General features: G+C 61.4%; 22 protein-coding genes. 15 read left to right on the top strand and 7 right to left on the bottom strand.

From position 1 onward, the window contains the following. Positions 1-37: 37 nt before the first annotated feature. Positions 38-1,444 (bottom strand): PQQ-dependent sugar dehydrogenase, encoded by a 1,407-nt coding sequence (locus E5K00_RS16240; RefSeq protein ID WP_135464362.1) that lies wholly within the window; start codon positions 1,442-1,444, stop codon positions 38-40. A 160-nt stretch (positions 1,445-1,604) separates the two neighbouring features. Between E5K00_RS16240 and E5K00_RS16245 the strand changes: the two genes are divergently transcribed. The 4 genes from E5K00_RS16245 to E5K00_RS16260 all read left to right on the top strand — a co-directional run bounded on the left by E5K00_RS16245 (position 1,605) and on the right by E5K00_RS16260 (position 6,599). Beyond that, positions 1,605-2,072 carry a GNAT family N-acetyltransferase gene (locus tag E5K00_RS16245; protein ID WP_135464363.1) on the top strand — a complete coding sequence of 156 codons (468 nt, stop codon included), beginning with the start codon at positions 1,605-1,607 and terminating at the stop codon, positions 2,070-2,072. A gap of 177 nt (positions 2,073-2,249) precedes the next feature. Next, positions 2,250-2,900 (top strand): HD domain-containing protein, encoded by a 651-nt coding sequence (locus tag E5K00_RS16250; RefSeq protein ID WP_135464364.1) that lies wholly within the window; start codon positions 2,250-2,252, stop codon positions 2,898-2,900. 101 nt (positions 2,901-3,001) lie between these two features. Beyond that, positions 3,002-5,464, top strand: coding sequence for a prolyl oligopeptidase family serine peptidase (locus tag E5K00_RS16255; protein ID WP_135464365.1), 2,463 nt, complete (start codon positions 3,002-3,004; stop codon positions 5,462-5,464). A gap of 229 nt (positions 5,465-5,693) precedes the next feature. Continuing rightward, positions 5,694-6,599: a hypothetical protein gene (locus E5K00_RS16260; protein ID WP_135464366.1), complete on the top strand. Its 906-nt coding sequence runs from the start codon at positions 5,694-5,696 to the stop codon at positions 6,597-6,599. 74 nt (positions 6,600-6,673) lie between these two features. Here the strand turns inward: E5K00_RS16260 and E5K00_RS16265 are convergent, their stop codons facing one another. After that, a complete protein-coding gene (locus tag E5K00_RS16265) occupies positions 6,674-6,910 on the bottom strand; it encodes a helix-turn-helix domain-containing protein (RefSeq protein WP_135464367.1) in 237 nt (78 codons plus the stop codon). 1 nt (position 6,911) lies between these two features. Beyond that, entirely contained in the window at positions 6,912-7,607 is a 696-nt protein-coding gene (locus E5K00_RS16270; RefSeq protein ID WP_135464368.1) for a DUF2975 domain-containing protein, read from the bottom strand. Between the two features lie 271 nt (positions 7,608-7,878). On the opposite strand from E5K00_RS16270, the gene E5K00_RS16275 reads away from it, so the two are divergent. Together E5K00_RS16275 and metK are read left to right on the top strand one after the other, a co-directional pair. Next, positions 7,879-9,084: a family 1 glycosylhydrolase gene (locus E5K00_RS16275; RefSeq protein WP_135464369.1), complete on the top strand. Its 1,206-nt coding sequence runs from the start codon at positions 7,879-7,881 to the stop codon at positions 9,082-9,084. A 215-nt stretch (positions 9,085-9,299) separates the two neighbouring features. Continuing rightward, positions 9,300-10,562 carry a methionine adenosyltransferase gene (gene metK, locus E5K00_RS16280; protein WP_135464370.1) on the top strand — a complete coding sequence of 421 codons (1,263 nt, stop codon included), beginning with the start codon at positions 9,300-9,302 and terminating at the stop codon, positions 10,560-10,562. Between the two features lie 100 nt (positions 10,563-10,662). On the opposite strand, the gene hpf is transcribed toward metK, so the two are convergent. The 4 genes from hpf to E5K00_RS16300 all read right to left on the bottom strand — a co-directional run bounded on the left by hpf (position 10,663) and on the right by E5K00_RS16300 (position 13,450). Continuing rightward, positions 10,663-10,962 carry a ribosome hibernation-promoting factor, HPF/YfiA family gene (gene hpf, locus E5K00_RS16285; RefSeq protein WP_135464371.1) on the bottom strand — a complete coding sequence of 100 codons (300 nt, stop codon included), beginning with the start codon at positions 10,960-10,962 and terminating at the stop codon, positions 10,663-10,665. 38 nt (positions 10,963-11,000) lie between these two features. Further along, positions 11,001-11,888: a tyrosine-type recombinase/integrase gene (locus tag E5K00_RS16290; protein ID WP_135464372.1), complete on the bottom strand. Its 888-nt coding sequence runs from the start codon at positions 11,886-11,888 to the stop codon at positions 11,001-11,003. Positions 11,889-12,024: 136 nt separating this feature from the next. Then, entirely contained in the window at positions 12,025-12,219 is a 195-nt protein-coding gene (gene rpsU / locus E5K00_RS16295; protein WP_100337199.1) for a 30S ribosomal protein S21, read from the bottom strand. 91 nt (positions 12,220-12,310) lie between these two features. Further along, complete coding sequence (locus E5K00_RS16300; RefSeq protein ID WP_135464373.1) at positions 12,311-13,450, bottom strand: acyl-CoA dehydrogenase family protein; 1,140 nt, start codon at positions 13,448-13,450, stop codon at positions 12,311-12,313. A 233-nt stretch (positions 13,451-13,683) separates the two neighbouring features. Here E5K00_RS16300 and E5K00_RS16305 point away from each other — a divergent pair, with 233 nt between their 5' ends. The 9 genes from E5K00_RS16305 to E5K00_RS16345 all read left to right on the top strand — a co-directional run bounded on the left by E5K00_RS16305 (position 13,684) and on the right by E5K00_RS16345 (position 24,779). Further along, on the top strand, positions 13,684-14,646 hold the full coding sequence (locus E5K00_RS16305) for a polysaccharide biosynthesis/export family protein (protein ID WP_135464374.1): 963 nt from the start codon (positions 13,684-13,686) through the stop codon (positions 14,644-14,646). A gap of 61 nt (positions 14,647-14,707) precedes the next feature. Beyond that, on the top strand, positions 14,708-17,170 hold the full coding sequence (locus E5K00_RS16310; protein WP_135464375.1) for a polysaccharide biosynthesis tyrosine autokinase: 2,463 nt from the start codon (positions 14,708-14,710) through the stop codon (positions 17,168-17,170). A gap of 22 nt (positions 17,171-17,192) precedes the next feature. Next, on the top strand, positions 17,193-17,960 hold the full coding sequence (locus E5K00_RS16315; protein WP_135464376.1) for a tyrosine-protein phosphatase: 768 nt from the start codon (positions 17,193-17,195) through the stop codon (positions 17,958-17,960). Between the two features lie 53 nt (positions 17,961-18,013). Next, the gene (locus E5K00_RS16320; RefSeq protein WP_135464377.1) at positions 18,014-19,033 is read left to right on the top strand and encodes an NAD-dependent epimerase/dehydratase family protein; all 1,020 of its coding nucleotides are present in this window, start codon (positions 18,014-18,016) and stop codon (positions 19,031-19,033) included. A gap of 90 nt (positions 19,034-19,123) precedes the next feature. Next, positions 19,124-20,521: a tetratricopeptide repeat protein gene (locus tag E5K00_RS16325; RefSeq protein ID WP_135464378.1), complete on the top strand. Its 1,398-nt coding sequence runs from the start codon at positions 19,124-19,126 to the stop codon at positions 20,519-20,521. A gap of 167 nt (positions 20,522-20,688) precedes the next feature. Beyond that, positions 20,689-21,519: a phosphosulfolactate synthase gene (locus tag E5K00_RS16330; protein WP_135464379.1), complete on the top strand. Its 831-nt coding sequence runs from the start codon at positions 20,689-20,691 to the stop codon at positions 21,517-21,519. 265 nt (positions 21,520-21,784) lie between these two features. After that, a complete protein-coding gene (locus tag E5K00_RS16335; RefSeq protein ID WP_135464380.1) occupies positions 21,785-23,137 on the top strand; it encodes a PQQ-dependent sugar dehydrogenase in 1,353 nt (450 codons plus the stop codon). Positions 23,138-23,262: 125 nt separating this feature from the next. Continuing rightward, positions 23,263-23,937 carry a DedA family protein gene (locus tag E5K00_RS16340; RefSeq protein WP_135464381.1) on the top strand — a complete coding sequence of 225 codons (675 nt, stop codon included), beginning with the start codon at positions 23,263-23,265 and terminating at the stop codon, positions 23,935-23,937. A 98-nt stretch (positions 23,938-24,035) separates the two neighbouring features. Further along, a complete protein-coding gene (locus E5K00_RS16345) occupies positions 24,036-24,779 on the top strand; it encodes a shikimate dehydrogenase family protein (RefSeq protein ID WP_135464382.1) in 744 nt (247 codons plus the stop codon). Positions 24,780-25,062: the final 283 nt, after the last annotated feature.

Genomic DNA, 25,062 nt, shown 5'->3' on the forward strand with positions numbered 1-25,062 from the left:
CCGCAGCCCCTTTTTTTGTGTCGTGCAAGCAGGCTTTCTACCGAACTACCAACTGCTGAGTGTAGGTGGCCGAGCCGGTTTGGGCCCGCACCGCGTAGAGACCGGGGGCCAGGTCGCGCAGACTAAGCTGCTGCTCTTTCTGCCCCGCTGCCAGCGGCGTGGTTTGCACCACGCGGCCCAGGGCGTCGAGTACCATCGTGTGCCCGGCGGCCGTGGCCGCCACCGGCAGCCGTAGCATCACCGAGCCCTGGGCGGGGTTGGGCCACAGGCTGAGCCGGAGCGTCGGCGAGGCCGAAGCCGTGGCGGCCGGCAGGTAAGCGCGGTTTTCTAGCAGCAGGATCCGGTCGTCGGTAGCGCCGGGGGTGGCCCGCCCGTCGCGGTTGCTGGTGCCGATGTAGATTTTGCCCTGGGGCGACACGCAGATGGAACGCAGCCGCCCGAAGGTGTTGAGGTAGCCGTTGTCGGTGGCAATGGCGTCGCCGGCCGTGTTCAGCGGCATCTGCACCAATTGCGCGGCTTTCAGCGTCACCATCAGCAGGCTGTTGCGCCACTCCGGAATGGCGGGCGAGTCGTAGTAGGCCAGGCCGGCTGTAGCAATGGTCGGCGTCCAGACGCGCAGGGGCTCCCGCACGTTGTTGGCCGCGCAGAACGTTTGTTCGGCCGGCAGGTTGCACAGGCCTTCCACGTTGGGCCAGCCGTAGTTGCGCCCGGCTTCAATCAGGTTAATTTCGTCGTCGTTGTTGGGCCCGTGCTCCGAGCTGTAGACCCGCCCGCTGGTGGCCCGCACCAGGCCCTGCGGGTTGCGGTGACCCAGCGTGTACACCAGGCTGCCGGGCGTCGGATTGTTGGCCGGCACACTGCCATCCAGGTTCAGGCGCAGAACCTTGCCGTTGAGCGAGCCGCGGTTCTGGGCTTCGGATTGCAGCTGCGCGTCGCCGGTGGTCATCAGCAGAGTCCGGTCGGGCAGAATCAGCAGGCGCGAGCCGCTGTGGGTGGTGGCGGCCGTAATGTTGCCCAGCAGCACCAGCGGGGCACTAAGCGAGTTGGTGGCTACGCTGAAGCTGTAGCGCACCAGCTTTTCCTTGAGCACCCCGCCGTCGGTGTAGTTGTACACGATGTAGAGGTAGGGCGTGGCCGGAAAGTCGGGGTGGAGGACCATGCCCAGCAGGCCGCTTTCCCCGGTTTGCGTCACGTCGGGCACCGTCAGCAGGGGCCGTACTTCGCCCGTCGTGGGGTTTACGCGGCTGATGCGCCCGCCCCGCTCCGTCATCCAGATAAAGTTGTCGGGTCCCCAGATCAGCTCCCACGGCACGGCCAGGTTGGTGGTGAGCGGCGTGACGGAAACCGTGGTGGCTCCTACCAGGAAGGTAGTGGTTTGGGCCCGGGCCGGCGCGGCAGCAGCCAGCAGGGCGCCGGCGGCCAGGAGGGTAGCAAAACGTTTCATAAGTAAATAGCTGAGGGTGAAAGAATAAGCGGATAGATAGGCTAACGAGACGAAGCCCGCGAAGGATTAGCTTGCGTGGCAATTCCAGGCCGGTAGCTTTGTGGCCGGCCCCGTTTGCGGGCTATTTCCCTGTTTTTTCGGCTTTTTACCTGTTATCAGGATGGCGTCCTTCGTCGAGCACCAGCACCCGCAGCACTTCCGCATCAGCACCGACCCCGGCCAGCTCGACGTGGCGGCCATTCACCGCTACCTGTCCCAGGACTCGTACTGGGCCCTGAATATTCCGCGCGAAACCGTGGAGCGGGCCCTGGCCCATTCCCTCAACTTCGGCCTCTACGCCCCCGACGGCCGCCTGGCCGGCTTTGCCCGCATCGTGTCGGACTACGCCACTTTCGCCTGGCTCTGCGACGTGTTCGTGCTGCCCGAGTTTCGCGGGCAGGGCTTGTCGAAATGGCTGATGGAGTGCGTATTTGCCCACCCCGACCTGCAGGGGCTGCGCCGCAAGATGCTGGCCACCCTCGACGCGCACGGGCTCTACACGCAGTTCGGCTTCGTGCCCCTGCCCACGCCCGAGCGGTTTCTGGAAGTCCGGCTGCCCAATCCCTACGGGGCCCCGACGGCCAACTGACGGCGCTCCGCCGGGCCCCGCTCAGCCGGGCTGGATATCTGGGTAAGGTGCAATTTCGTTTTAGCCCGCCGCGCCGGCTACTTAAGACCTTCTAGCCATCTCCCCGCCATCTTCTCCGGCGCGCCTGCTCGAAAAGTACAATTCCTTCGCTTCGCAATACGTGTTTTATTTCAGTGTATGATGCCTATCACTTTAGAAGCCCGCTGGGGGCAGCTGGCCGCCCGACTGGGTCTGTCCGCAGCCCTGCGCGAGGCCACCTACCGCCAGCTGGCGGCCGCCTACGAAGCCTCCGGCCGCCACTACCACTCCCTGACCCACATCCGCAAGCTGCTCGAAACCGCCGAACAGCACAAGGAGTTGGTGCTCGATGCGGAAGTAATGCAGCTGGCCATCTGGTTTCACGACGCGGTGTATAACCCCCTGCGCGACGACAACGAGGCCCGCAGCGCCGGGCTGGCCCAGGAGTTCATGGCCCAAACGACGCTGCCGCCGGCCCGCCGCCAGCGGGTAGCCTTCCTCATCGAGCGCACCAAAGACCACACCCAGCCCCAGCCCGCCGCCGATACCGACCTGCACTTCTTCCTCGATGCCGACCTGCAGATTCTGGGGGCGGCCGAAGCCGACTACTGGCAGTACGCCCGCCAAGTGCGGCAGGAATACCGCCTGGTGCCCGACGTGCTGTACCGCCGCGGCCGGCGGCAGGTGCTGGAAAAGCTGCTGAATAGCCCGGTGCTCTACCACACGCCCGCGTTCCGGCAGCGCCTCGACGCCGCCGCGCGCCGCAACCTGCGGGCCGAGCTCAGGCAGTGGGAAAAGGGCGGCCTGTAGCGCCCGCCGGGACGGGCCTGCAACGTGCCCCGGTGGGGGCGTGTCCTTGCCGGAAGCTTGCGTATTTTGCAGCCTACACCCGTATTCCCCGTTCTCGTCTGATGCGCCTTACCTCTACCTTGCCCGCGCTGGCGTGGCTGTTGCCCGTCGCCGCCGCGGTGGCCCAAACCCAGCCCGCTTCGTCGCCCCCGACCCTCACGGTCGAAAAAATCATGCGCGACCCGGCGCAGTGGATCGGCAGCTCGCCCACCAACGTGGGCTGGAGCGAAGACGGCAAGCGCATCTATTTCTACTGGAACCCCGAAAAGGCCCGCCGCGACTCGCTCTACTCGACTACGCCCGCCGGCGGGGCCATCCGCAAGGTGAGCCTGGCCGAGCAGCGCAGCCTGCCCACCACCAACGGCGACTACGACCAGAAATACGCCCGCAAGGTGTACGAAAAGGACGGCGACATTTTCCTGCTCGACCTGAAAACCGGCAAAACCCGCCGCGTGACGCGCACCGCCGAGCGGGAAACCGACCCGGCCTTTGCCCTCCAGGGCAGGCTCATTAGCTACACCCGGGCCAGCAACCTCTACACCTGGGACCCCGCCACCGGCGAAACCGTGCAGCGCACCGACTTCCGCCGGGGCAGCCGGCCCGGCAACGGCGCGGCCACCGACAAGTCGGAGAAGTTTCTGCGGGCCCAGCAGCTGGCCCTGTTCGACGTTATCCGGCAGCGCGACCAGGACCAGAAGGCCCGGCAGCGTCTGCAAAAGGCCGTGGCCCGGCTGGGCCCCAAGGCCATCTGGCTGGGGCAGAGCACGGTGGAAAACCTGCAGCTCAGCCCCGACGGCCGCTTCGTGACGTACCGCCTGGCCCAGGAGCCGGCCAACGAGAAAGTAGCCGTGGTGCCGAGCTTCGTGACGGCCTCGGGCTTCACCGAAGACCTGTCGACGCGCACGAAGGTGGGCGCCCCGCAAACGGCCTACGAGCTGGGCATCTACGACATCGGGCGCGACACCATGTTTGTGCTGGGCTACAAGGAGCTCAAGGGCCTCGACGAGCAGCCCGCCTACCGCAAAGACTACGCCCTGCCCGCCAAAGCCCCCGCTCCGGAAGCCGATAAGAACAACCCCAAAACCAGCAAGCCCGCCACCGAGCTGCGCCGCGTGGAGCCCTACGGCCCCTACTGGTCCGACAACGGGCAGCACGCCTTCCTCGTCATCCGGGCCGCCGACAACAAGGACCGCTGGATTGTGAGCCTGGACCCGGCCACCCAGAAAATCAGCCTGCTCGACCGGCAGCACGACGACGCCTGGATCAACGGACCCGGCATCGGCTACGGGCCCGGCAACGTGGGCTGGCTGCCCGACAACCAGCACATATGGTTTCAGAGCGAGGAAACCGGCTATTCCCACCTCTATACCCTGGACGTGACCAACGGCCAGAAAAAGGCGTTGACCAGCGGCAACTTCGAGGTGCAGAAAGCCCAGCTAAGCCGCGACAAAAAGCTCTGGTACCTGACGGCCAACAAAACCCACCCCGGCGAGCAGCAGTTTTACCGCATGCCCGTGGGCGGCGGCACCCTCACGCAGATTACGACCATGCCCGGGGCCAGTGAAGTGACGTTGTCGCCGGACGAGAAAACCCTGGCCGTGCGCTACAGCTACACCAACAAGCCTTGGGAACTGTACGTGATGGACAACAAGCCCGGCGCTAAGGCCAAGCAGGTTACCAGCTCCCTCACCGACGAGTTTAAGGCCTACCCCTGGCGCGACCCGGAAATCGTGACCATCAAGGCGCGCGACGGGGCCGACGTGTACGCTCGCCTCTACCGCCCGGCCAAAGCCGAAGCCCAGGGCCCGGCCGTTATTTTCGTGCACGGCGCCGGCTACCTCCAGAACGCCCACAAGTGGTGGAGCCAGTACTCGCGCGAGTACATGTTTCACAACCTGCTCGTGGATAAGGGCTACACGGTGCTCGATATTGACTACCGCGGCTCGGCCGGCTACGGGCAGGCCGTGCGTACGGGCATCTACCGCTACATGGGCGGCAAAGACCTCACCGACCAGGTCGACGGGGCCAAGCTACTCACCGAGAAATACGGCGTCAGTGCCCAGCGCATCGGCATCTACGGCGGCTCCTACGGCGGCTTCATCACGCTCATGGCCATGTTTACCCAGCCCGAGGTGTTCAAGGCCGGGGCCGCCCTGCGCTCCGTCACCGACTGGGCCCACTACAACCACGGCTACACCGACAACATCCTCAACGAGCCCTACAACGACAGCATCGCCTACGCCCGCTCGTCGCCCATCTACTACGCCGACGGCCTGAAAGGGGCGCTGCTCATGTGCCACGGCATGGTCGATACCAACGTGCACTTCCAGGACATCGTGCGCCTCACCCAGCGCCTGATTGAGCTGCACAAGGAAAACTGGGAGCTGGCCGTCTACCCCGTCGAAGACCACGGCTTCGTGGAGCCCGCCTCCTGGACCGACGAATACAAGCGCATCCTCAAGCTGTTCGAAACCAACCTGCGGCCCGGGGGCCCGGTATCGGGCGGCAGCAGCGGCGGCAACTAAGCCGGCATTGCTTGGCAGTACCCAAAGCCCGGTTTCCGCACGGAGGCCGGGCTTTTTCGCGCCCGTTGCCAGCATTTCAGCGGCCAGGCGGTGCTCCTGAAAACCGAAGAAGCAAGGAGGGAGGGTGCAGAAGTGGATTCGTATAGCAATATTTGAATACTATCCGTGCTTTGTCCGCACCACTTCCGGTTGTCATTCTTCTTCCATTCTATACTTTCCACCTACTCCAATGAATCAGTATTACCAACCTTCCGGCCGCATAACCCTCGGCGGACTTCTGGGCTTTGTGTTGCTGGGCGCCGTGGCGGCTGTCGGGCTGGCGTTTGCCTACGTGTACGCCACCTGGTATATTCCCTTCATCTACATCAACGTGCTCCTGACGCTGGGTTTCGGCGCGGTGCTGGGCTACGTGCTCAACCGGATGACCACCGTGGGCAAGCTGCGCAACCCGGCCCTGGTGGGCTGGCTGGCGCTGGCCGTGGGCCTGTGGGCGTGGTACGTGCAGTGGGCCGTGTACCTGACGCTGCTCAACGGCGCCGGGGAAACCGAGCACGCTGGCCACCGCTTCTCCATCACCCACACCTCCTTCGAGCCCGATACGTTCCTGGGCCTGCTCACCCGCCCCGACCTCGTGCTGAGCATGCTGCCCCGCATTGCCGAAGAAGGTATCTGGAGCATTTTCACGGTGAAGGTCAGCGGGTTTGTGCTGTACCTGGTCTGGCTGGCCGAGCTGGCCATCTTGCTGGTTTTCCCCTGGATTGTGGCGCACACCGAGGCCGCCGCGCCTTTCTCGGAGCGGGCCGGGCAGTGGGCCGAGAAGCACATCCTCCCGCAGCCCGCCACCGCCTTCCCCGATGCGGAGGCTACCAAAACCGCCCTCGAAGCCGCCCGCTGGGACCATCTGCAGCCCCTGGCGGCGGAGGAAGCCGCTAACCCCTACGGCCGCCTGATTCTGCACACGGCCCCCCACGACGAAGACTGCTGCTTTCTGTCCCTCGAAAACGTGACCATCGAAGTCGACGACAAAGGCAAGTCCAGCGAGAAGACGGCCGATGTGCTGCAATACCTGCAGGTTTCGCCCCAGGTCTGCCGCGACCTGCACGCCCGCTTCGGCACGGCAGCCGTGCCAGCGTAACCTTCCCCGTTTTCTTTCTGCTACAAAAAAAGCCCGCTGTCACCAGCAGGCTTTTTTTATGGCAACTCACTCATTCACTCATTCACCGCCGGCGCAAGATCCGTCGGGTCGGGGCGGTGCTCCAGCAGGTCGCCGGGCTGGCACTCCAGGGCCTGGCAAATGGCGGCCAGCGTGCTGAAGCGGACGGCTTTGGCCTTGCCGCTCTTCAAAATGGAGAGGTTGGCCAGCGTGATGTTGACGGTGCCGGCCAGGGTGCTCAGCGACATTTTGCGCCGGGCCAGCATCACGTCCAGGTTTACGATAATCGGCATATCAAACGGTCAGTTCGGCTTCCTCGGCCATTACCACGCCCCGCTGGTACACGGCCGCAATGACCAGCAAAACTAAGCCGAATTTCCAGGCCCCGGTTTCCGGACCTACGTCCAGCACCATATACTGAGCCGCGGTGCCGCTGTGGCCCGGTACCGGCACGGGCGGCAGCAGCGCCGCCAAAGTTATCCGCGCCAGGTATTGATACAGGTCGACGCCCACCATCAGCAAGGCCAGCCAGCGGATGCGCCGGGCGTTCTTCTCGGTGAAGGGCGACTCAATCTGCATCTCGTTCAGAATCCGGTACAGCAGCATGCCCGTGAGCATGGAGTACACGATTAGCGGCAACGAGGAGCGCCCCCCCGCCGAGTTCAAAACCCCCAGGAGTTCCAGTGCCACCTTCTTGCCCCGGTTCCGCTCCATGTACTTTAACGATACCTGCTCACTGTGGCGTACCAGTCGATACGGATACGGCACCTTGCTGGCCATCAGCGAGTCGTAGCCCGGCGTGCCGATCTGCCCGTGCTGCGGAGCCGGTACTTGCAGCGTCACGGAGGCCATGCTGTAGTCTTGGCGCGGGGGCCAGAAGCTGAAAGCCAGGTAAAAGATAATGGCAATGGCCGACAGTACGTACTGAGCCGCCGCCAGCCACCGTACCAGGCGCAGAAAGGGTGGGAGAGAGGTATAGGTAACAGCCATAGAAGTAGAATTGAGTCCCGGCAAATGAAGGATATGTTTTATTGATAAACAATAAAAATTAATTGCTAAGCAAAAATAAATAGCTGATAAACGTTAAACAGGTGTTGCGCCTTGGTAGGGTTCGTGCTACGCCTCTTCACCCAAACACCATGTTTCCCTTGCACTTTGTCTGCGCACAACCCATACGCCCGCTAGTCGGTACTACTGGTGCGCGCCGGCTGCCTGACTGCCGGGCCGCTTCAGTCCGCATTTAACTACTCCCCGTTTCCTCATGGCCGCCAATAAATTCATGTTCGCCACCGGCATCGAAAACAGCTACCCCACCATTCTGCTGCCCAATGGCCAGGAAAAGCGGGTCGATGAGCTGGAAAAAGCCAAGCACTACGACAACTGGCGGCGCGACTTTGAGCTGGTGAAGGAAATGGGCCTGGAGTTTCTGCGCTACGGCCCGCCCTACTACAAAACCCACCTCGGCCCCGACAAATACGACTGGGAGTTTACCGACCTGACGTTCGGAGCCCTGCGCGAGATGGATATCACGCCCATCGTGGATTTGTGCCACTTCGGGGTGCCCGACTGGATTGGCAACTTCCAGAACCCGGACTTCCCGCGCCTGTTCGCCGACTACTGCCGGGCCTTTGCCACGCGCTTTCCCTACATTCAGTTCTACACGCCCATCAACGAAATCTACATTGCGGCCTTCTTTTCGGCCCAGATGGGCTGGTGGAACGAGCGCAAAGCCTCGGACCGCGACTTTGTCACGACGCTCAAAAACATCTGCAAGGCCAACGTCATGGGCATGCAGGCCATTCTGGAGGTGCAGCCCGAAGCCACGTTTATCCAGAGCGAAAGCGCCGAATATTACCATCCCGAGTGCCCGGATATGTTCGATAAAGCGCAGTTCATGAACGAGAAGCGCTTCCTGTCGCTCGACCTGACCTACGGCTACCCCGTGTCGGTGACGATGTATGAGTATTTGCTCGACAACGGCATGACCCGCGACGAATACCACTGGTTTGGCCAGTCCGACATCAAGGCCCGCTGCATTATGGGCAACGACTACTACGAAACCAACGAGCACCTCGTCAAGCTCGACGGCAGCATTGTGCCCAGCGGCGACGTATTCGGCTATTACGTCGTTACCAAGCAGTATTTCGACCGCTACCACCTGCCCGTGATGCACACCGAAACCAACATTGCCGAGCCCCGGGCCGTGGAGTGGCTCTGGCGGCAGTGGGCCAACGCGCACCGGCTCAAGCAGGACGGCGTGCCCCTGGTGGGCTTCACCTGGTACTCGCTTATCGACCAAGTCGACTGGGATACGGCCCTGCGCGAAGACAACAACCGCATCAACCCCCTGGGCCTCTACGATATGGACCGCAACATCCGCCCCGTGGGCCGGGCCTACAAAAAGCTGGTCACGCAGTGGAAAGACGTCCTGGAGCGGGAGAGCTACGGCATTCACCTGAATTATTAACCTGCTGCTAAACAAGGGTATATGTGTAAACGATAGGCCCTTGGGCGGCAGGAGTTGCGCCTTCGCCGTGCAGCACCTACTTTTCCTTGCCGCGAGCTGTCGTAAGCCGGAGGAAGTTCCTTCGCCTTTTTCAGTTAGCTTTGCGGCCCGCCGCTTGTCCAAAGGCAGGCGCGGGTCCTGTTTTCCCCGACCCTCTGTCGCTAGCTTGAAACCTGATGCCGTATCTATTTACCTCCGAATCCGTTTCGGAAGGCCACCCCGATAAAGTAGCCGACCAAATTTCCGACGCCATCCTCGACGAATACCTGCGGCAGGACCCGGCTTCCAAAGTTGCCTGCGAGACGCTCGTAACCACTGACTTCGCGCTGGTGGCCGGTGAAATCAAATCGAAGGCCCACGTGGAGGCCGAGCCCATCATTCGGGGCGTTATCAGCCGCATCGGCTATAACAAGCCCGAATACCTGTTCAACGCCGACACCTGCGAGGTGATGAACCGCCTGCACGAGCAGTCGCCCGACATCAACCAGGGTGTGGAGCGCGCCAGCGACGAAGAGCAGGGCGCTGGCGACCAGGGCATGATGTTCGGCTACGCCACCAAGGAAACGGCCAACTACATGCCCCTGGCCCTCGACCTGTCGCACCGCCTGCTCGACGAGCTGGCCAAGATCCGCAAGGCCGGCCAGGAAATGACTTACCTGCGTCCCGACGCTAAAAGCCAGGTGACCATTCGCTACGCCGACGACAACACGCCCGAGGCCATCGACACCATCGTGGTCAGCACCCAGCACGACGAGTTCGACGAGTCGGAGGAAGTGATGCTGGCCCGCATCAAGGAGGATATCATCAACATCCTGGTGCCCCGGGTGAAAGCCGGCCTCGATACCGCCACCCAAAGCCTGTTCACCGACCAGATTACCTACCACATCAACCCGACTGGCAAGTTCGTCATCGGTGGCCCCCACGGCGACTCCGGCCTCACCGGCCGTAAGATCATCGTGGATACCTACGGCGGCAAGGGCGCCCACGGCGGTGGTGCCTTCTCCGGCAAGGACTCTTCGAAGGTAGACCGCTCGGCCGCTTACGCCACGCGCCACATTGCCAAAAACCTGGTGGCCTCCGGCGTGGCCGACCAGGCACTGGTGCAGGTCGCCTACGCCATCGGCGTGGCCCAGCCCGTGGGCCTCTACGTGACTACCTACGGCACCACGAAAGCCACAGGCGCCAACGGTGCCCTGCTCACCGACGGCGAAATTGCCGAGAAAGTAGGCAAGCTGTTCGATATGCGCCCCTACGCCATTGTACAGCGCTTCGGTCTGCGCAACCCCATCTTCGCCGAGTCGGCTGCTTATGGCCACATGGGCCGCCCCCCGGGCACCAAGGAAGTGAAGATGACCTCGGGCGAAACCAAGACGTTCGAAACCTTCACCTGGGAAAAGCTCGACTACGTCGACAAGATCAAGGCCGAGTTCGGCCTGTAGCCGCTGATAAGGCCCATCAAAAAGCCCCGCCAGATTCTTCTGGCGGGGCTTTTTGATGCAATGCAGCCAGGGCGCGCATTGCCTGGCAGTGAAAAGCAGCCTAGTGGCTGGTTACTTTTTCTTTGTGTTTGGTAATCTGACGCCGCAGGCTGTCGGTGGCCGCGTCGGCAGCGGCTTCGAAGGACGGAGCGTCTTCCTGGCTGAACAGGGTGGTACCCGGAACTAGCAATTTGATTTCGACAGTCTTGTTGTCAATACCGTCCTTGTTATTGAGCTTCAGAATTACCTCGCCTTCCGTGACCCGGTCATAGAAAGTTTCAAGCTTATCGAGGCGTTTCTGGATGAAATCGAGCAATTTCTGGTCGGCATCGAAGTGTACCGAATGCATCTGTACTTTCATCGGTCGTAGGGGTTTGGGGGTAGAAAAAAGGGAAACAACTAGGCTTTCGGATGAGCCTTTTCAAATACGGACTTAAGCTTGTCGATTGATAAGTGCGTGTACACCTGGGTAGCGGCCAGATTGGCGTGCCCCAGCAGCTCCTTAATGGCGTTCAGGTCGGCGCCTTTGCTGAGCAGGTGCGTGGCAAAGGAGTGCCGGAGCACGTGGGGGTGCTGCTGCGAGGAGGCCGTCGTTATCTGACTTAAATAGTGCTTCACGGTACGATACACAAGCTTTTCGTAAAGGGGCTCTAGCTTCTCCGTAACGAGTAGGGGCCCGCGGGCGTTGTCGGCCGCGCCAAATTCGACCTGCTTCTGCGCTATATAGCGTTCCAGCACTATAAGCAGGCTGGGGTTCAGCGGCACGATGCGCTGCTTGTTGCCTTTGCCCGTTACGCGCACCGTTTTACCGCTCAGGTTGAGGTCTTCGTGCCGGATGCCGATAAGCTCGGAAAGGCGGATACCGGTGCCGTAGAGCAGCTCCAGCACGAGCTGGTCGCGGGAGCCCAGGAAGGTTGGCGGAAACTCGAAGGAGTTGAGCAGGCCGTTGAGCGAGTCCTCGGGCACGAAGTCGGGCAGCTTCTTGGCCACCTTCGGCGACTTAATGCGCAGCATCGGATTTTTGCCGATAACGTTGGTGCGCAGCAGGAACTTGTAGTAGGAGCGCAGGCAGGCAATCTTGCGGTTCACGGTCCGCGGGTCCATCTGCTGCTGCATCAGCGTCACCACCCAGGAGCGAATCAGGGTGTGGTCGGCCTGCTCGGGTTGCTCGAGCTCGTAGGTGGCCTTGAGGTAGGTCGCAAACTGGCGTAGGTCCGTCTGGTACGACAATACCGTGTGGGGACTGTAGCGCCGCTCGAACCGGAGATAATCAAAAAATAATTCCATACGCTGAGTGCCGTACCGCTGGGGCCGGATACCCAATGTATGGAATTATCTTGGAAAGTACGAACGCGAAAAAACCGCCTGATTCGCTACGAAAAGCAACTCAGGCGGTTAATTCCAGTAAGCAGCGGGCTGCTTCCTAGTAGTTGTCGGTGGCGTACATCGTCTGCTTGTACACGGCCTTCTCCTTCTGCTTACGCTTGGTAACGGAAGGCTTCTGGAAGAACGTCCGACGACGCAGCTCCTTCAGAACGCCGGTGCGCTCAAACTTCTTCTTAAAACGCTTCAAGGCACGGTCAACAGACTCGTTATCCTTAATCTGGACGATGATCATATGCTCAGTTGGAATGAAAAACTTCTTCTTTAGGGGTCGCAAAGATAACAGGCTCTTTCTTACTGTGCAAGCCCTAGTTAAGTTGCTTGGTTTACTTTAGCAGCGTGCGGGCAATTACGAGCTTCTGAATCTCGGAAGTTCCTTCGCCAATGGTGCATAGCTTGGAGTCGCGGTAGTACTTCTCGGCGGGGTAGTCTTTGGTATAGCCGTAGCCCCCGAAGATCTGCACGCCCTCGTTGGCGCAGCGCACGCACACTTCCGAGGCGTAGAGCTTGGCCATGGCCGACTCCTGGTTGACGTTCAGGCCGCGGTCCTTCATGTCGGCGGCGCGGTAGGTGAGCAGCGAGGCCGCTTCGATTTCGGTGGCCATGTCGGCCAGCTTAAAAGAAATACCCTGGAAGTTGGAAATCGGCTGGTTGAACTGGTGGCGCTCCTGCGAGTAGCGCAGCGCGGCCTCGAATGCGCCCTGGGCAATACCCAGCGACAGAGCCGCAATGGAAATCCGGCCGCCGTCGAGCACCTTCATCGACTGGATGAAGCCTTCGCCGACTTTGCCCAGGATGTTGGCCTTTGGTACGCGGCAGTCGGTGAAGATCAACTCGGTGGTTTCGGAGGCGCGCATGCCCAGCTTGTCGGCTTTCAGGCCGTGGGTGAAGCCTTCGGTGGGCTTCTCAATCACGAAGGCCGTCATGCCGTGCGAGTCGCCGACTTCGCCCGTGCGGGCAATGACAACGGCAATGTTGCTGCTTTTGCCGTGGGTAATAAAGTTTTTGGCGCCGTTCAATACGTAGTAGTCACCGTCTTCCACGGCCACCGTGCGCATGTTGCCGGCGTCCGAGCCGGTGTTGGGCTCGGTCAGGCCCCAGGCGCCGATCCACTCGGCCGAGGCCAGCTTGGGCAGCCACTTGTGCTTCTGCTCCTCGGAGCCAAACTGCAGAATGTGGCCGGTGCAGAGCGAGTTGTGGGCCGCCATGCTCAAGCCGATGCTGCCGTCAATCTTGGCCAGCTCGGCAATGGCGGTTACGTACTCGACGTAGCCGAAACCGGCGCCGCCGTATTCCTGGGGCACCAAAACGCCCATCAGGCCCAGCTCCCCCAGCTTCTTGAACACGTCGACGGGGAACTCCTGGCTTTCGTCCCACTTCATCATATCGGGTTTGATGTGGGTCGCGCCAAAGTCGCGCACCATCTGGGCAATCATTGTTTGATTTTCGGTGGCTACAAGTTCCATGAAGAAAAGCAGTTGGGTGGGGAAGGTAGGGTATAACCGGGCAGGCCCGGATTTGGGTTTGCGAAAGTACGCTTTTGGCGGCACAGAAGCCAGCCGGAAGCTGCCTCCGGCCCACCCGATTTTGAAAGGGCGCGCCAATTCGGTTACTTTGAAGGTTTTTTAGGGAAAAATAGGCCGGCGTAAACCGGTCTTTCCCATAGCTTTCGAACTAGACTTCGGCTTTATCAGCCTGCATGCAACAAACCGCTCTTCACCGCCTTCTGCGCCTCTGGCTGCTGTGCGTGCCCTTCGCCGTACTATTTTCTTCCTGTACGACCGGCCGTTACTACCGGCAAAACATCATGTTCCGCACGCCGACCGGGGAGGGAGTTGACACCATGAAGCTGCGTACCCTGGTGGGGCGCACGACCCGCAACTACATGATTCAGCCGAACGACTACCTGGACGTGCGGGTGTATACCAACAAAGGGGAGCGGATTCTGGACCCCAACGGCGAATTGCAGTTCGGCTCGCCGGGCGGCACCGGCGTGCAGGGCGGCAGCAGCACCAGCCGCGTCGGGCAGACGATATCGGGAGCCCGGGGCGGCGGCGCCAACCGGGGCGGCAGCCAGGGCGTGGGCCAGGTAGCCGGTACCAGCGAGTTTCTGGTGCAGGCCACGGGCTACGTCAACCTGCCGATGGTGAACATGGTGAAGGTGAGCGGCCTGACGCTGCTCGAAGCCGACAGCCTGCTCAAAACCAAGTACGACGTCTTCTACAAGGATTCCTACGTGGCCACGCGCGTGACCAACAACCGCATCGTGGTGCTGGGCGCGCCCGGCGGGCAGGTAATTCCGATGTTCAACGACAACATGAACCTGCTGGAGGTGCTGGCCTCGGCCGGCGGCCTCGAAGGCGGCGGTATTGGCGGTGGCGGCGGTGGGGGTGGGGGTAGCGGCCGGGGCCGGGCGTATAATATCCGCCTGATTCGCGGCGACCTGCGGAACCCCCAGGTGCAGGTTATCGACCTTTCCACCATCGAGGGCATGCGCCGGGCCAATCTGCAGGTCGAGCCCGGCGACGTGGTGTACATCGAGCCGGTGCGCCGCCCGTTCTTTGAGGCACTTTCTGATGCCGGATCCGTGTTTGGCCTGATTGGAGGCCTGGCCGGTATCCTGACCACTTACATCTTGGTAAAAGATCTTATTAGTAAGTAGTCGGCCCCGTCCGTAGAAGGACCTGGGACCCAAGACTCTGATACTAACTTGTAACGACGGAATGGCAGTAAACGAAAACGCCGAGCTAGAAGAACTTATTCGCAGCGCCGGCGGCGCCGAACCTACGGCGGAAGACGAGGATGGCGGCCTTGATATTGCAACCCTACTACTGGTAGCCCGCCGCAGTCTGCTCTGGATTATTCTGCTTATCGCCCTGGGACTATCGGCCTCCTGGCTGATGCTGCGCTACACCAAGCCGGTGTTCAAGTCGTCGTCGCTGCTCAAGATTGACGAGAAAACCGAGGCCGGCGCGCTGGGCCTCGACGGCCCATTGGCCCAGGCGGTGGGCTCCAGCAGCCTCAACAAGCTCTCGGGCGAAGTAGAGCTCATCAAGTCCAACATCATCTACCAGCGGCTCAAAGACTCGCTGGAGCTCAACGTAAACTACTACGTGGAGGGCACCGTGCTGGAAAACGAGCTGTATGGCGTGTCGCCCTTCAAGGTGGCCTACATCATCAAGGACCCGAACTTCTACAACTCCAAGTTCAACCTCAACTTCACCGGCCCGCAGCAGTTCCGCCTCTCGTACATGTACCAGGGTCAGGAGAAAACCGGCGACTATACCATCGGTCAGCCCGTGGTGGTTCCCGGCCTGGAACTGCGGATTACGACCACCGACCTCATGAACCAGGAGGCCCGGGACAAGAATTACCACTTCGTTATTAACGACGACGGGGCGGTGAATGCTTACCTGAACACCAACCTGAGCGTGGACATCGTCAACCCCGACGCCAACACGATTCAGATTTCCTTCACTGACTTCAACCCGGCCAAAGCCCGCGACATCGTCAACAAGATTGACACGGTGTACTTGCAGGAGAAGCTGGCCAAAAAGCAGGAAGCCACGGCCCAGACGCTGCAGTTTCTGGAGAAAACCCTGGCCGAAAACCAGCAGAAGCTGCAAGGGGCCGAAGCCAACCTGCAGGCCTTCGTGCAGCAGAACAAGACCTACGACGTGAAAGGCGAGGTGTCGGTTATTACCGATAAGCTGGCCAAGCAGGAAGAAGAACGGCTGGAGCTGGAGGAAAAAGCCCGCTTGCTGGGCGAAATCACCAACCTGGTGGAGCAGGGCCGCCTGACCGAGTCGGAAGACGCTACCCTGGAGCAGAGTATTCCCGGCATCAGCGCCATTGAGGACAACCAGCTGACCAGCCAGCTTACCGAGCTCAACAGCCTGCAGTGGAACCTGCGCCGCCTGCTGCGCTCCTACAACGAGACGACCGAGGCTGTGAAGCAGCAGCAAGCCGCGCTGGCCTACGTGAAAAACAACATCCGGCGCCTGCTCCAGCAAAACCGCCGCCTGCTCCAGGCCCAGATCCGGACCATGAACCAGCAGCGCGACCAGCTGAACGCCGAGCTGCAAACCCTGCCCCAGAAGGAAACCGAGCTGGCCCGTCTCAAGCGGCCGTTTGAGCTCTACGAGAAGTCGTACCTGATGCTGATGGACAAGAAAGTCGAGTTCAGCATCGCCAAGGCCGGCACCACGCCCGACTTCCAGATTTTGTCGCCGGCCAGCATGCCGGGCGCGCCCATTTCGCCGGTGCGCATGATGATTTACGCCATTGGTCTGGCGGGCGGTATTGCCCTGGGCCTGGCCCTGGTGGCCGTGCGTTACTTCATGCACAACACCGTGACCAACGTGCGGGAGCTGGAACGCTCGACGTCGGCCTCGGTGCTGGGCGTGATTCCGACCTACGACAAGGAGAAGATGACCGTCTCGAAGCTGGTGGTCGACAAAAACCCCAAATCGGCCATTTCCGAGTCCATCCGCTCGATTCGAACCAACCTGGACTTCATCAGCTCGGCCAAGAAAAAGCGGCTGATTTCGGTGACGTCCACGATTTCCGGCGAGGGCAAAACCTTCGTGACGGTCAACCTGGGCGGCATCATTGCCTTGTCGGAGCAGCGCGTGGTGATTCTGGACCTGGACATGCGCAAGCCCAAGGTGAACCTGGCCTTCGGGGCCGAGAACGTGAAGGGCATCAGCACCATCCTGATTGAGAAGCACACGATTCTGGAGTGCGTGCAGCACACCAATATTCCGACGCTGGACTTCATTTCGGCCGGCCCCACGCCGCCCAACCCCTCGGAGCTGATTCTGAGCTCGAAGTTCGACGAGATGCTGCAGGAGCTCTACCAGCACTACGACGTGATTCTGATTGACACGCCGCCGGTGGGCCTCGTGACGGATGGCATCCTGATCATGCGCAAAGCCGATATTCCGATTTATATCGTGCGAGCCAACTACTCGAAGAAAACCTTCCTGAAGAACATCAACAAGCTGATTCGGGCCAACAACTTCACCCGCCTCTGCGCCATCCTGAACGACTCGACGGCCAGCGGCCTGTACGGCTACGGGTATGGCTATGGCTACGGCTACGGCTATGGCTACGGGCAGGGCTACTACGAAGAAACCCGGCCCGTGACGGGCGTACTAACCCGCCTGCGCAAGCGTTTCCTGTAACGGTTGCTCATTTCCCTGTCGTATGGCGTCTTTCTTCCAGAAGCTTTTTGGCGGCTCGTCGGCTTCGGCTGCCGCGGCCGTGTCCTTGGGTAGCCTGGAGGTGGACATGCACTCCCACCTGCTGCCCGGCCTCGACGACGGCGCCGAAACCGTGGAGCAGTCGGTGGAGTTGCTGCGGGCCATGCGCGAGCTGGGCTACCGCAAGCTCATCATGACGCCCCACATCATGGGCGACTTTTTCAAGAACACGCCCGCCGGTATTCAGGCCGCGCTGCACCGGCTGCGCGAGGCCGCCGCCGCCGCCGGCCTCAACGACGTGGAGCTGGAGTGCGCCGCCGAGTACTACCTAGACGAGTGGTTTCAGCAGAAGCTCGACAGCAAGGAGCCGCTGCTCAGCTTCGGCGGCGACAAAAAGTATCTGCTTTTCGAAACGTCCTACATCAACGAGCCCTTCAACTTCGCCGAAACGGTGTTTAACCTCAAGTCGGCGGGCTACCAGCCGGTGCTGGCCCACCCGGAGCGCTACACCTACTTCTACGGCCGGTTTGCGGAGCTGGAAAAAGTGCGGGAAAACGGCGTACTGCTCCAGGTAAACCTCAACTCGTTGGCCGGCTACTACTCGGCCGGGGCCAAGCGCGTGGCCGAAAAGCTGATTGATGCCGGCCTGGTCGACTTGCTGGGCTCTGATGCCCACAACCTGAAGCACACCGACACGCTCCGCAACAAGGTACTGCCCACGCCCTACCTGAAAAAGGCCCTGGCGCTGCCCCTGCTCAACAGCTCCTTGTAACCGGGACTGAAATTTCGTTGTTTACGACGGTAGTCTAAACGTGCCTTTCGCTTATGATTTTTGTCACTGGTGGCAGCGGCCTGATCGGCAGCTTTCTGATTCCGGCACTGGTGGCGCAAGGCCACGCGGTGCGCGCCCTCTACCGGCGGCAGATTCCGGCCATTGACAGCGCAGCCCGGGTAGAATGGGTGGAAGGCGACGTGCTGGACGGGCTGGCGCTGCGCCAGGCGCTGGAAGGCGTCACGCACGTGTTTCACTGCGCCGGCCTCGTGTCGTACGCGCCCCAGGACGAAGCGGCCCTGCAACAAACCAACGTGGAAGGCACCGCCAACGTGGTCGACGCCTGCCTCGACCGGCCGGGCATCCGGCTGTGCCACGTCTCGTCGGTGGCGGCCCTGGGCAGCCACGCCGCCGCCGCCGACCTGCCGGCGGGTGCCCCGCAACTGGTCACGGAAGACGCCAAGTGGGATTTGGGTGCCGAGCACAACGCCTACGCTACCTCCAAGTACCTGGGCGAGCTGGAAGTGTGGCGCGGGGTGGCCGAAGGGCTGTCCGCCGTGATGGTGAACCCCTCGGTGGTGCTGGGCCCGGCCGACTGGGAGCGGAGCAGCACCCGGCTGTTTCGCTACGCCTACAACGAGCACGCCTTTTATACCCCCGGAAACATTAATTTTGTGGACGTGCGCGACGTCGTCGACGCCATGCTGCACCTCACGCTGCGGACGGCCGTTTCGGGGGAGCGGTTTATTTTGAGCGGGGGCGCGGTGCCCCTGCACGATTTTCTGGCCCAGGCGGCGGCTTGTTTCGGCAAAAAAGCGCCGTCGGTGGCCGTGCCCGACTGGGCCGCCGAGGTGATCTGGCGCGCCGAGCACGTCCGCTCCCTGCTGACCGGGGCCCGGCCGCTGATTACCAAGGATACGGCGCGGGCGGGGCGGAAGTCGGTGGAATATCAGAGCCAAAAGGTGCAGCAGGTCACCGGGCGCGGCTTTCGGCCCCTGGCCGAGACAATAGAGTGGTGCTGCCGGAATGTAAAGCAGAACTCCCTTGGCTCCGGTGCGGTTGTTGTATATTAGGCTACCCGGCCGCCGTAGCCGGGGCCTGTAAAAAACGTCCGCAGCACCTGCCTTTTTGGCATTTTTTGCGTTGCTTGTAGTAGAATGAGAATGAACGAGAATTTTGAGGACCAGGAGCAAGTGCTGGATACCGTGCGCCGGTTTGAGCGGATGGTCGCCAACAACGAGCCCGTGTTTTTTGACCTGGCCGATTTTGAAAGTATTATCGACCACTATACCTCCAACACGCATTACGAAAAGGCTTTGCAGGCGTGCGAAGCAGCCGTTGCCCAGTACCCGTTCTCGACCGAGCTGCTGATTGACCGCGCCCAGGTGCTGGCCATGAAGGGTGAGTACGTGCAGGCTTCCGAGCAGATCGAAGCCGTAGCCCAGCTCGACCCGACCAACCCCGACGTGGCCGTCACGCGCGGCATCATTGCCACCCAGAAAGGCGACTTTGCCCAGGCCGTGGACTTCTTCCGGGCCGCCGCCGAAAGCGCGCCCGACCGGGACGATATTTACTTTAACCTGGGCCTGGCCTACCAGAGCTGGCAGAAATTCAAGAGTGCCGCCAAGTACTACAAGCAGAGCCTGCGCCTGAACCCGGACAACGATATTGCCGTGCAGGAGCTGCTTTACTGCCTGGAAATATCGGAGCGGCTGGAGAAAAACCTGGAGTTTTTCCGCCGCTTCACCGACGACGACCCGTACTCGACTACCGCCTGGTACAACCTGGGGCAGGCGTACTACCGGGCCGGCAACTTCGAGGAAGCCACGGCCGCCTTCGAGTACGCCATCCTGATTGACGCCAAGTTCTACGACGCGCACGGCTTTCTGGCCAGCACGCTCGTCAGCCAGGAGAAGTACCGCGAAGCCATTGCCGAGTTTCAGCTCAGCTACGAGGAAGGCCAGCCCACGCCCGAGGCCCTGTGCAACATCGGGGAGTGCCACGAAAAGCTGGCTGAGTGGGACGAGGCCCGCAAAAACTACCAGCGCGCCATCGACCTGGACCAGACCATGGACGAGGCCTGGTTCGGCATCGGCATCGTGCTCAACGCCCAGGAGCGGTGGTTCGAAGCCATTCACTTCTTCCGCAAGGCCGTGGCCCTCTACGACGAAAGCGTGGAGTACTGGCTGGCCCTGGCCGCCGCCGAGTACCAGGTAGGAGCCGTGGTCAGTGCCCTGGAGTGCTACGACAAAGCCACCCAGGTCGGCCCCGACAACAAGGATGCCTGGCTGAACTGGAGCATTATCCTCTACGAGCAGGGCGACTTCGACGGGGCCATCGACCTGATGCGCAACGCCGTGGAGGTGCAGCCGGGCGAGGCCGAGCTGCACTACCGCCTGTGTGCCTACCTGCTGGCCGCCGGGCGCTACCGCGAAGCCTACGAAAACCTGGAAAACGCCCTGGTGCTCGATTTTGACAAGCACCGGCTGCTGTTCGAATACTTCCCCGAGCTGGAGTCGCAGCGCGCCCTGGCCCGCCTGATTGACCAGTACCGCAAGTAGGCGGCAGCTACCGCAACCGGAAAGTCCGGCTCACTCCGTGGGCCGGACTTTTTGTTGGGTGAAGCCATTACATAATTCGGGCGTACTTTTGGCCCCGGACCGGCTGGCACTGCGCGTCAGCGGGACCGGCCGTGTTTATCAGACCTTAAGATTCCAAGCTCCAACGCATGAATTACAGCCTCAACAACCTCCCCGAACGCACCAGCAAGCCCCGTGAGCAGGGCTACACGATGGTCATGGACAAGGGCCTGAGCATTCGGGAAGTCGAAAACTTCCTGGAAGTAGGCGCCGAGTATACCGATATCGTGAAGCTGGGCTGGGCCACTTCCTACGTGGTGCCCAACCTGCGCAAAAAGCTGGACGCCTACAAGGAAGCCGGTATTCCGGTGTATTTCGGCGGCACCCTGTTTGAGGCCTTCATCATCCGCAACCAGTTCGACGACTACCGCCGCCTGCTGGCCGACTACGGCATGGAGTACGCCGAAGTCTCCGACGGCTCCATCGACCTGCAGCACGACCGGAAGCTGGAGTACATCCGCACCCTGGCCCAGGACGTGAAGGTGCTGAGCGAAGTAGGCTCGAAGGACGCGGAGAAAATCATTCCGCCCTACAAGTGGATTTCGCAGATGAAAACCGAGCTGGAAGCCGGGGCCATCAAGGTAATCGGCGAGGCCCGGGAGGCCGGCAACGTGGGCTTGTTCCGCAGCACCGGCGAAGTTCGCTCGGGTCTGGTCGAAGAGATTCTGACCCAGATTCCGTTCGAGAAAATCCTGTGGGAAGCCCCGCAGAAAGCCCAGCAGGTGTGGTTTATCAAGCTGCTCGGGGCCAACGTGAACCTGGGCAACATCGCGCCCAACGAGGTGGTGAGCCTGGAAACCATCCGCCTGGGCCTGCGCGGCGACACGTTCACCCACTTCCTCGACATGGACGCCGTGGACGAGGCCTTCAAGCCTGAAAAGCCCACCGGCAAGCCCGGCACCTCGATGCCCCGCGGCTAACGAATTCCTCCGTTTAGTACCAAAGAAACCCGACGCTACCCCGCAGCGTCGGGTTTCTTTTTGTGTAGGCACGTTGCTGATTGGTAGTTAGATGTTGCCTGCACCGTCAGAAGAGCGGCTGCGCCCGACTGTGCAGATGCACCGGCACCACGGACCAGGGCAGGGCGCGGATACTAGGAAAAAGGGGGAGGGGCTTTTTGCGGCCAAACGCAACAACCATCCGGCCCGAAGACAGTAAACAGCAGGAGACATTCCTCCTGCTTGTATGAAACAGCTACCCGTTTATGCTTCTCTGCTGACCCTGGTTGCGGCCTCCTGCGCCGGCCCCAGCCAGGAAGAAAAAGCCCGGGCCCAGGCCGATACTCCCGCCGATACCGTTGCCACCGCCACGGCACCCGTCGATTTGCCCGAGCCCTACGCCACCAAATCCAGTACCAAGCGCAGCAAGGTGATAGGCTGGCCCGCCGGCCGCACGCCCACCGTGCCGGCCGGCTTTGCCATCACCGAATACGCCAGCGGCCTGACGAGTCCGCGCTGGATGTACGTGCTGCCCAACGGCGACGTGCTGGTAGCCGAGTCGAACACGGTGCCCACCGACACGAAAAAGAAAGTGGTGGCCGCCCTGGACCTCGACCCGTCCAAGTCGCTGCGCGCTACCAGTGCCAACCGTATTACCCTGCTGCGCGACGCCGATAAGGACGGCAAGCCGGAGGTGCGCGAAACCTTCCTGACGGGCCTCAACCAGCCCCTGGGCATGCTGGTCGTGGGGGACTATTTCTACGTGGCCAACACCAACGGCGTGCTGCGCTACCCCTACAAGGCCGGGCAAACCAAGATTGCGGGAGCGGGGCAGAAAATTCTGGATCTGCCCGCCGGTGGCTACAACAACCACTGGACCCGCAACCTGCTGGCCAACGCCGACGGCTCCAAGATCTACGTGTCGGTGGGCTCGGGCTCCAACGTGGCCGAGCACGGCATGGATAACGAAAAGCGGCGGGCCAACATTCTGGAAATAAACCCCGACGGCTCGGGGGAGCGAATCTACGCCGCCGGCCTGCGCAACCCCGTGGGCATGGACTGGGCCCCCGGCACGGCTACGCTCTGGACGGCCGTGAATGAGCGCGACGAGCTGGGCGACGAGCTGGTGCCCGACTACCTGACCAGCGTGCAGCCCGGCGCGTTCTACGGCTGGCCCTACGCCTATTTCGGCACCCACGAAGACCCGCGCCGCAAGGGCGAGCGGCCCGACCTGGTGCAGAAAACCCTGGTGCCCGACGTAGCGCTGGGGCCGCACACGGCTTCGCTGGGCCTGGCGTTCTACCGGCAGAAAAGCTTTCCGGCCAAGTACCAGAACGGCGCTTTCATCGGCCAGCACGGCTCCTGGAACAAATCCAGCTTTTCGGGCTACAAGGTGGTGTTCGTGCCGTTCCGCAACGGCAAGCCCACCGGCCCGATGGAAGACTTCGTGACGGGCTTCGTGGCCAGTGAAGCCGACAAGGAAGTGTACGGCCGGCCCGTGGGCGTGACGGTGCTGCCCGATGGCTCCCTGCTCGTGGCCGACGACGCGGCCGACCGGGTGTGGCGGGTAAGCGCCGCCGCTCCGACGGGCGGGGCGTAACCAGCCGCGCCGGGAATAAATCAAGGCAAAATATGCTGATAGGCTGCCACTTTCCCGGCAGCCTGTTTTCTTTGTAGGATATTTGCCGGCTACGTCCCGGTTATTCTTTTCACTTACTTGCCGCAATGGAGCTGATCAAGCATTTTCTCGACATCATTCTGCACCTCGACGTGCACCTCAAGTTGCTCGTGGGTGAGTATGGCAGCCTGATCTACCTGATTCTGTTCCTGATTGTGTTCACCGAAACCGGCGTGGTGGTGCTGCCCTTCCTGCCCGGCGACTCGCTCTTGTTCGTGGCCGGTACGCTGGCGGCCCAGCCCGTGGCCGACGGCTCGCCCGAAACCCTGCTGAACATCCTCTACCTGATTCCGCTGCTGATTGCCGCCGCCTTCCTCGGCGACAACCTCAACTACTTCGTGGGCGACTACCTCGGGCCGCGCGTGTTCCGGGAAGATTTCCGGTTTATGAAGCGCAAGTACCTGGAGCAAACCCAGGCGTTTTACGCCAAGCACGGCGGCAAAACCATCATCATGGCCCGCTTCATTCCGATTGTGCGCACGTTTGCCCCGTTTGTGGCCGGCGTGGGCACCATGAAGTACAGCTACTTCATCGGCTACAGCATTGCCGGGGCCGTGCTGTGGGTGGTTTCCCTGTCGTTGGCGGGCTTTTTCCTGGGCAACATTCCTTGGGTGCAGCACAACTTCACCTACGTGATTTACGGCATCATCCTGTTCTCGGTGCTGCCCCCCGCCATCCAGTTCCTGAAGGAAAAACTGAGCGGCAGCTCGGCCGCGGCCTAGGCTAATCAGTTGGATTTATTTTTAAAAAACCACCTCGGGCCGTAGGGTTTGAGGTGGTTTTTTTGGTTTTTTCGGGAAGTTATTCTCTCTACCCCTCTATGCGCCAGTTTGGACTTATCGGCTTAAAGCTCGAGCACTCTTTCTCCCAAACCTATTTCAGCCAGAAGTTTGAGACCCTGGGCCTGCCCGACCACCGCTACGACCTGTTCGAACTGGCCGACATCAAGGAGCTGTCGGGCCTGATGGCCCAGCACCCCGACCTGCGCGGGCTCAACGTCACGATTCCCTACAAGGAGCAGGTGTGGCCCTACCTCGACGAGGTCGGCGCGTCGGCCGCCCGCATCGGGGCCGTCAACGTCATCGAGTTCACCGCCGACGGCCGCCGCGTGGGCCACAACACCGACTATATCGGCTTCCGGGAATCATTGCGGCGGTTTTACCCGTTGCGCGGGGCCGAGGCCGGGGCGCTGGTGCTGGGCACGGGCGGCTCGTCGAAGGCGGTGGAGGCGGCCTTGCGGGAGCTGGGCATCCGCTACTGGCTCGTCTCGCGCAACCCGATGGGCCACGGCCTGACTTACGCGGAGCTCACCCCCGCCGTCATGGCCGGCCACTCCCTGATTATCAATACCACGCCGCTGGGCACGTTTCCCAACATGGACCAGTGCCCCGCCATTCCCTACGAGCACCTCACGCCCCAGCACTACCTCTACGACCTGATTTACAACCCCAGTGAAACCCTGTTCATGGCCAAAGGCGCCGAGCAGGGCGCCCAAACCAAAAACGGCTTCGAAATGCTCTGCCTCCAAGCCGAAGCCGCCTGGGAAATCTGGAACCGGATTTAATGTGCTCAGGTGCTAATGTGGATTAATGTGCTAAATGTGGTGGAATGTGAGAAATGAGGGGGAATGTGACATTGCGAGCAACGCGAGGCAATCCGTCCGCTGAAATGTGCCGAGCCTTCTAAACTGAAAAGCCCTTAATCGTTGTGCTACGATTAAGGGCTTTTTGGTAAAAGGACGTTTGTCGCTAGCAGAGGACGGATGGCTCCGTCATTCTTCCTCGCAATGACACATTTTCCACATTCTGCACATTTCCCACATTAAAAATTAGCACTTCAGCACATTA

This window comes from Hymenobacter aquaticus, assembly GCF_004765605.1.
Lineage (GTDB): Bacteria > Bacteroidota > Bacteroidia > Cytophagales > Hymenobacteraceae > Hymenobacter > Hymenobacter aquaticus.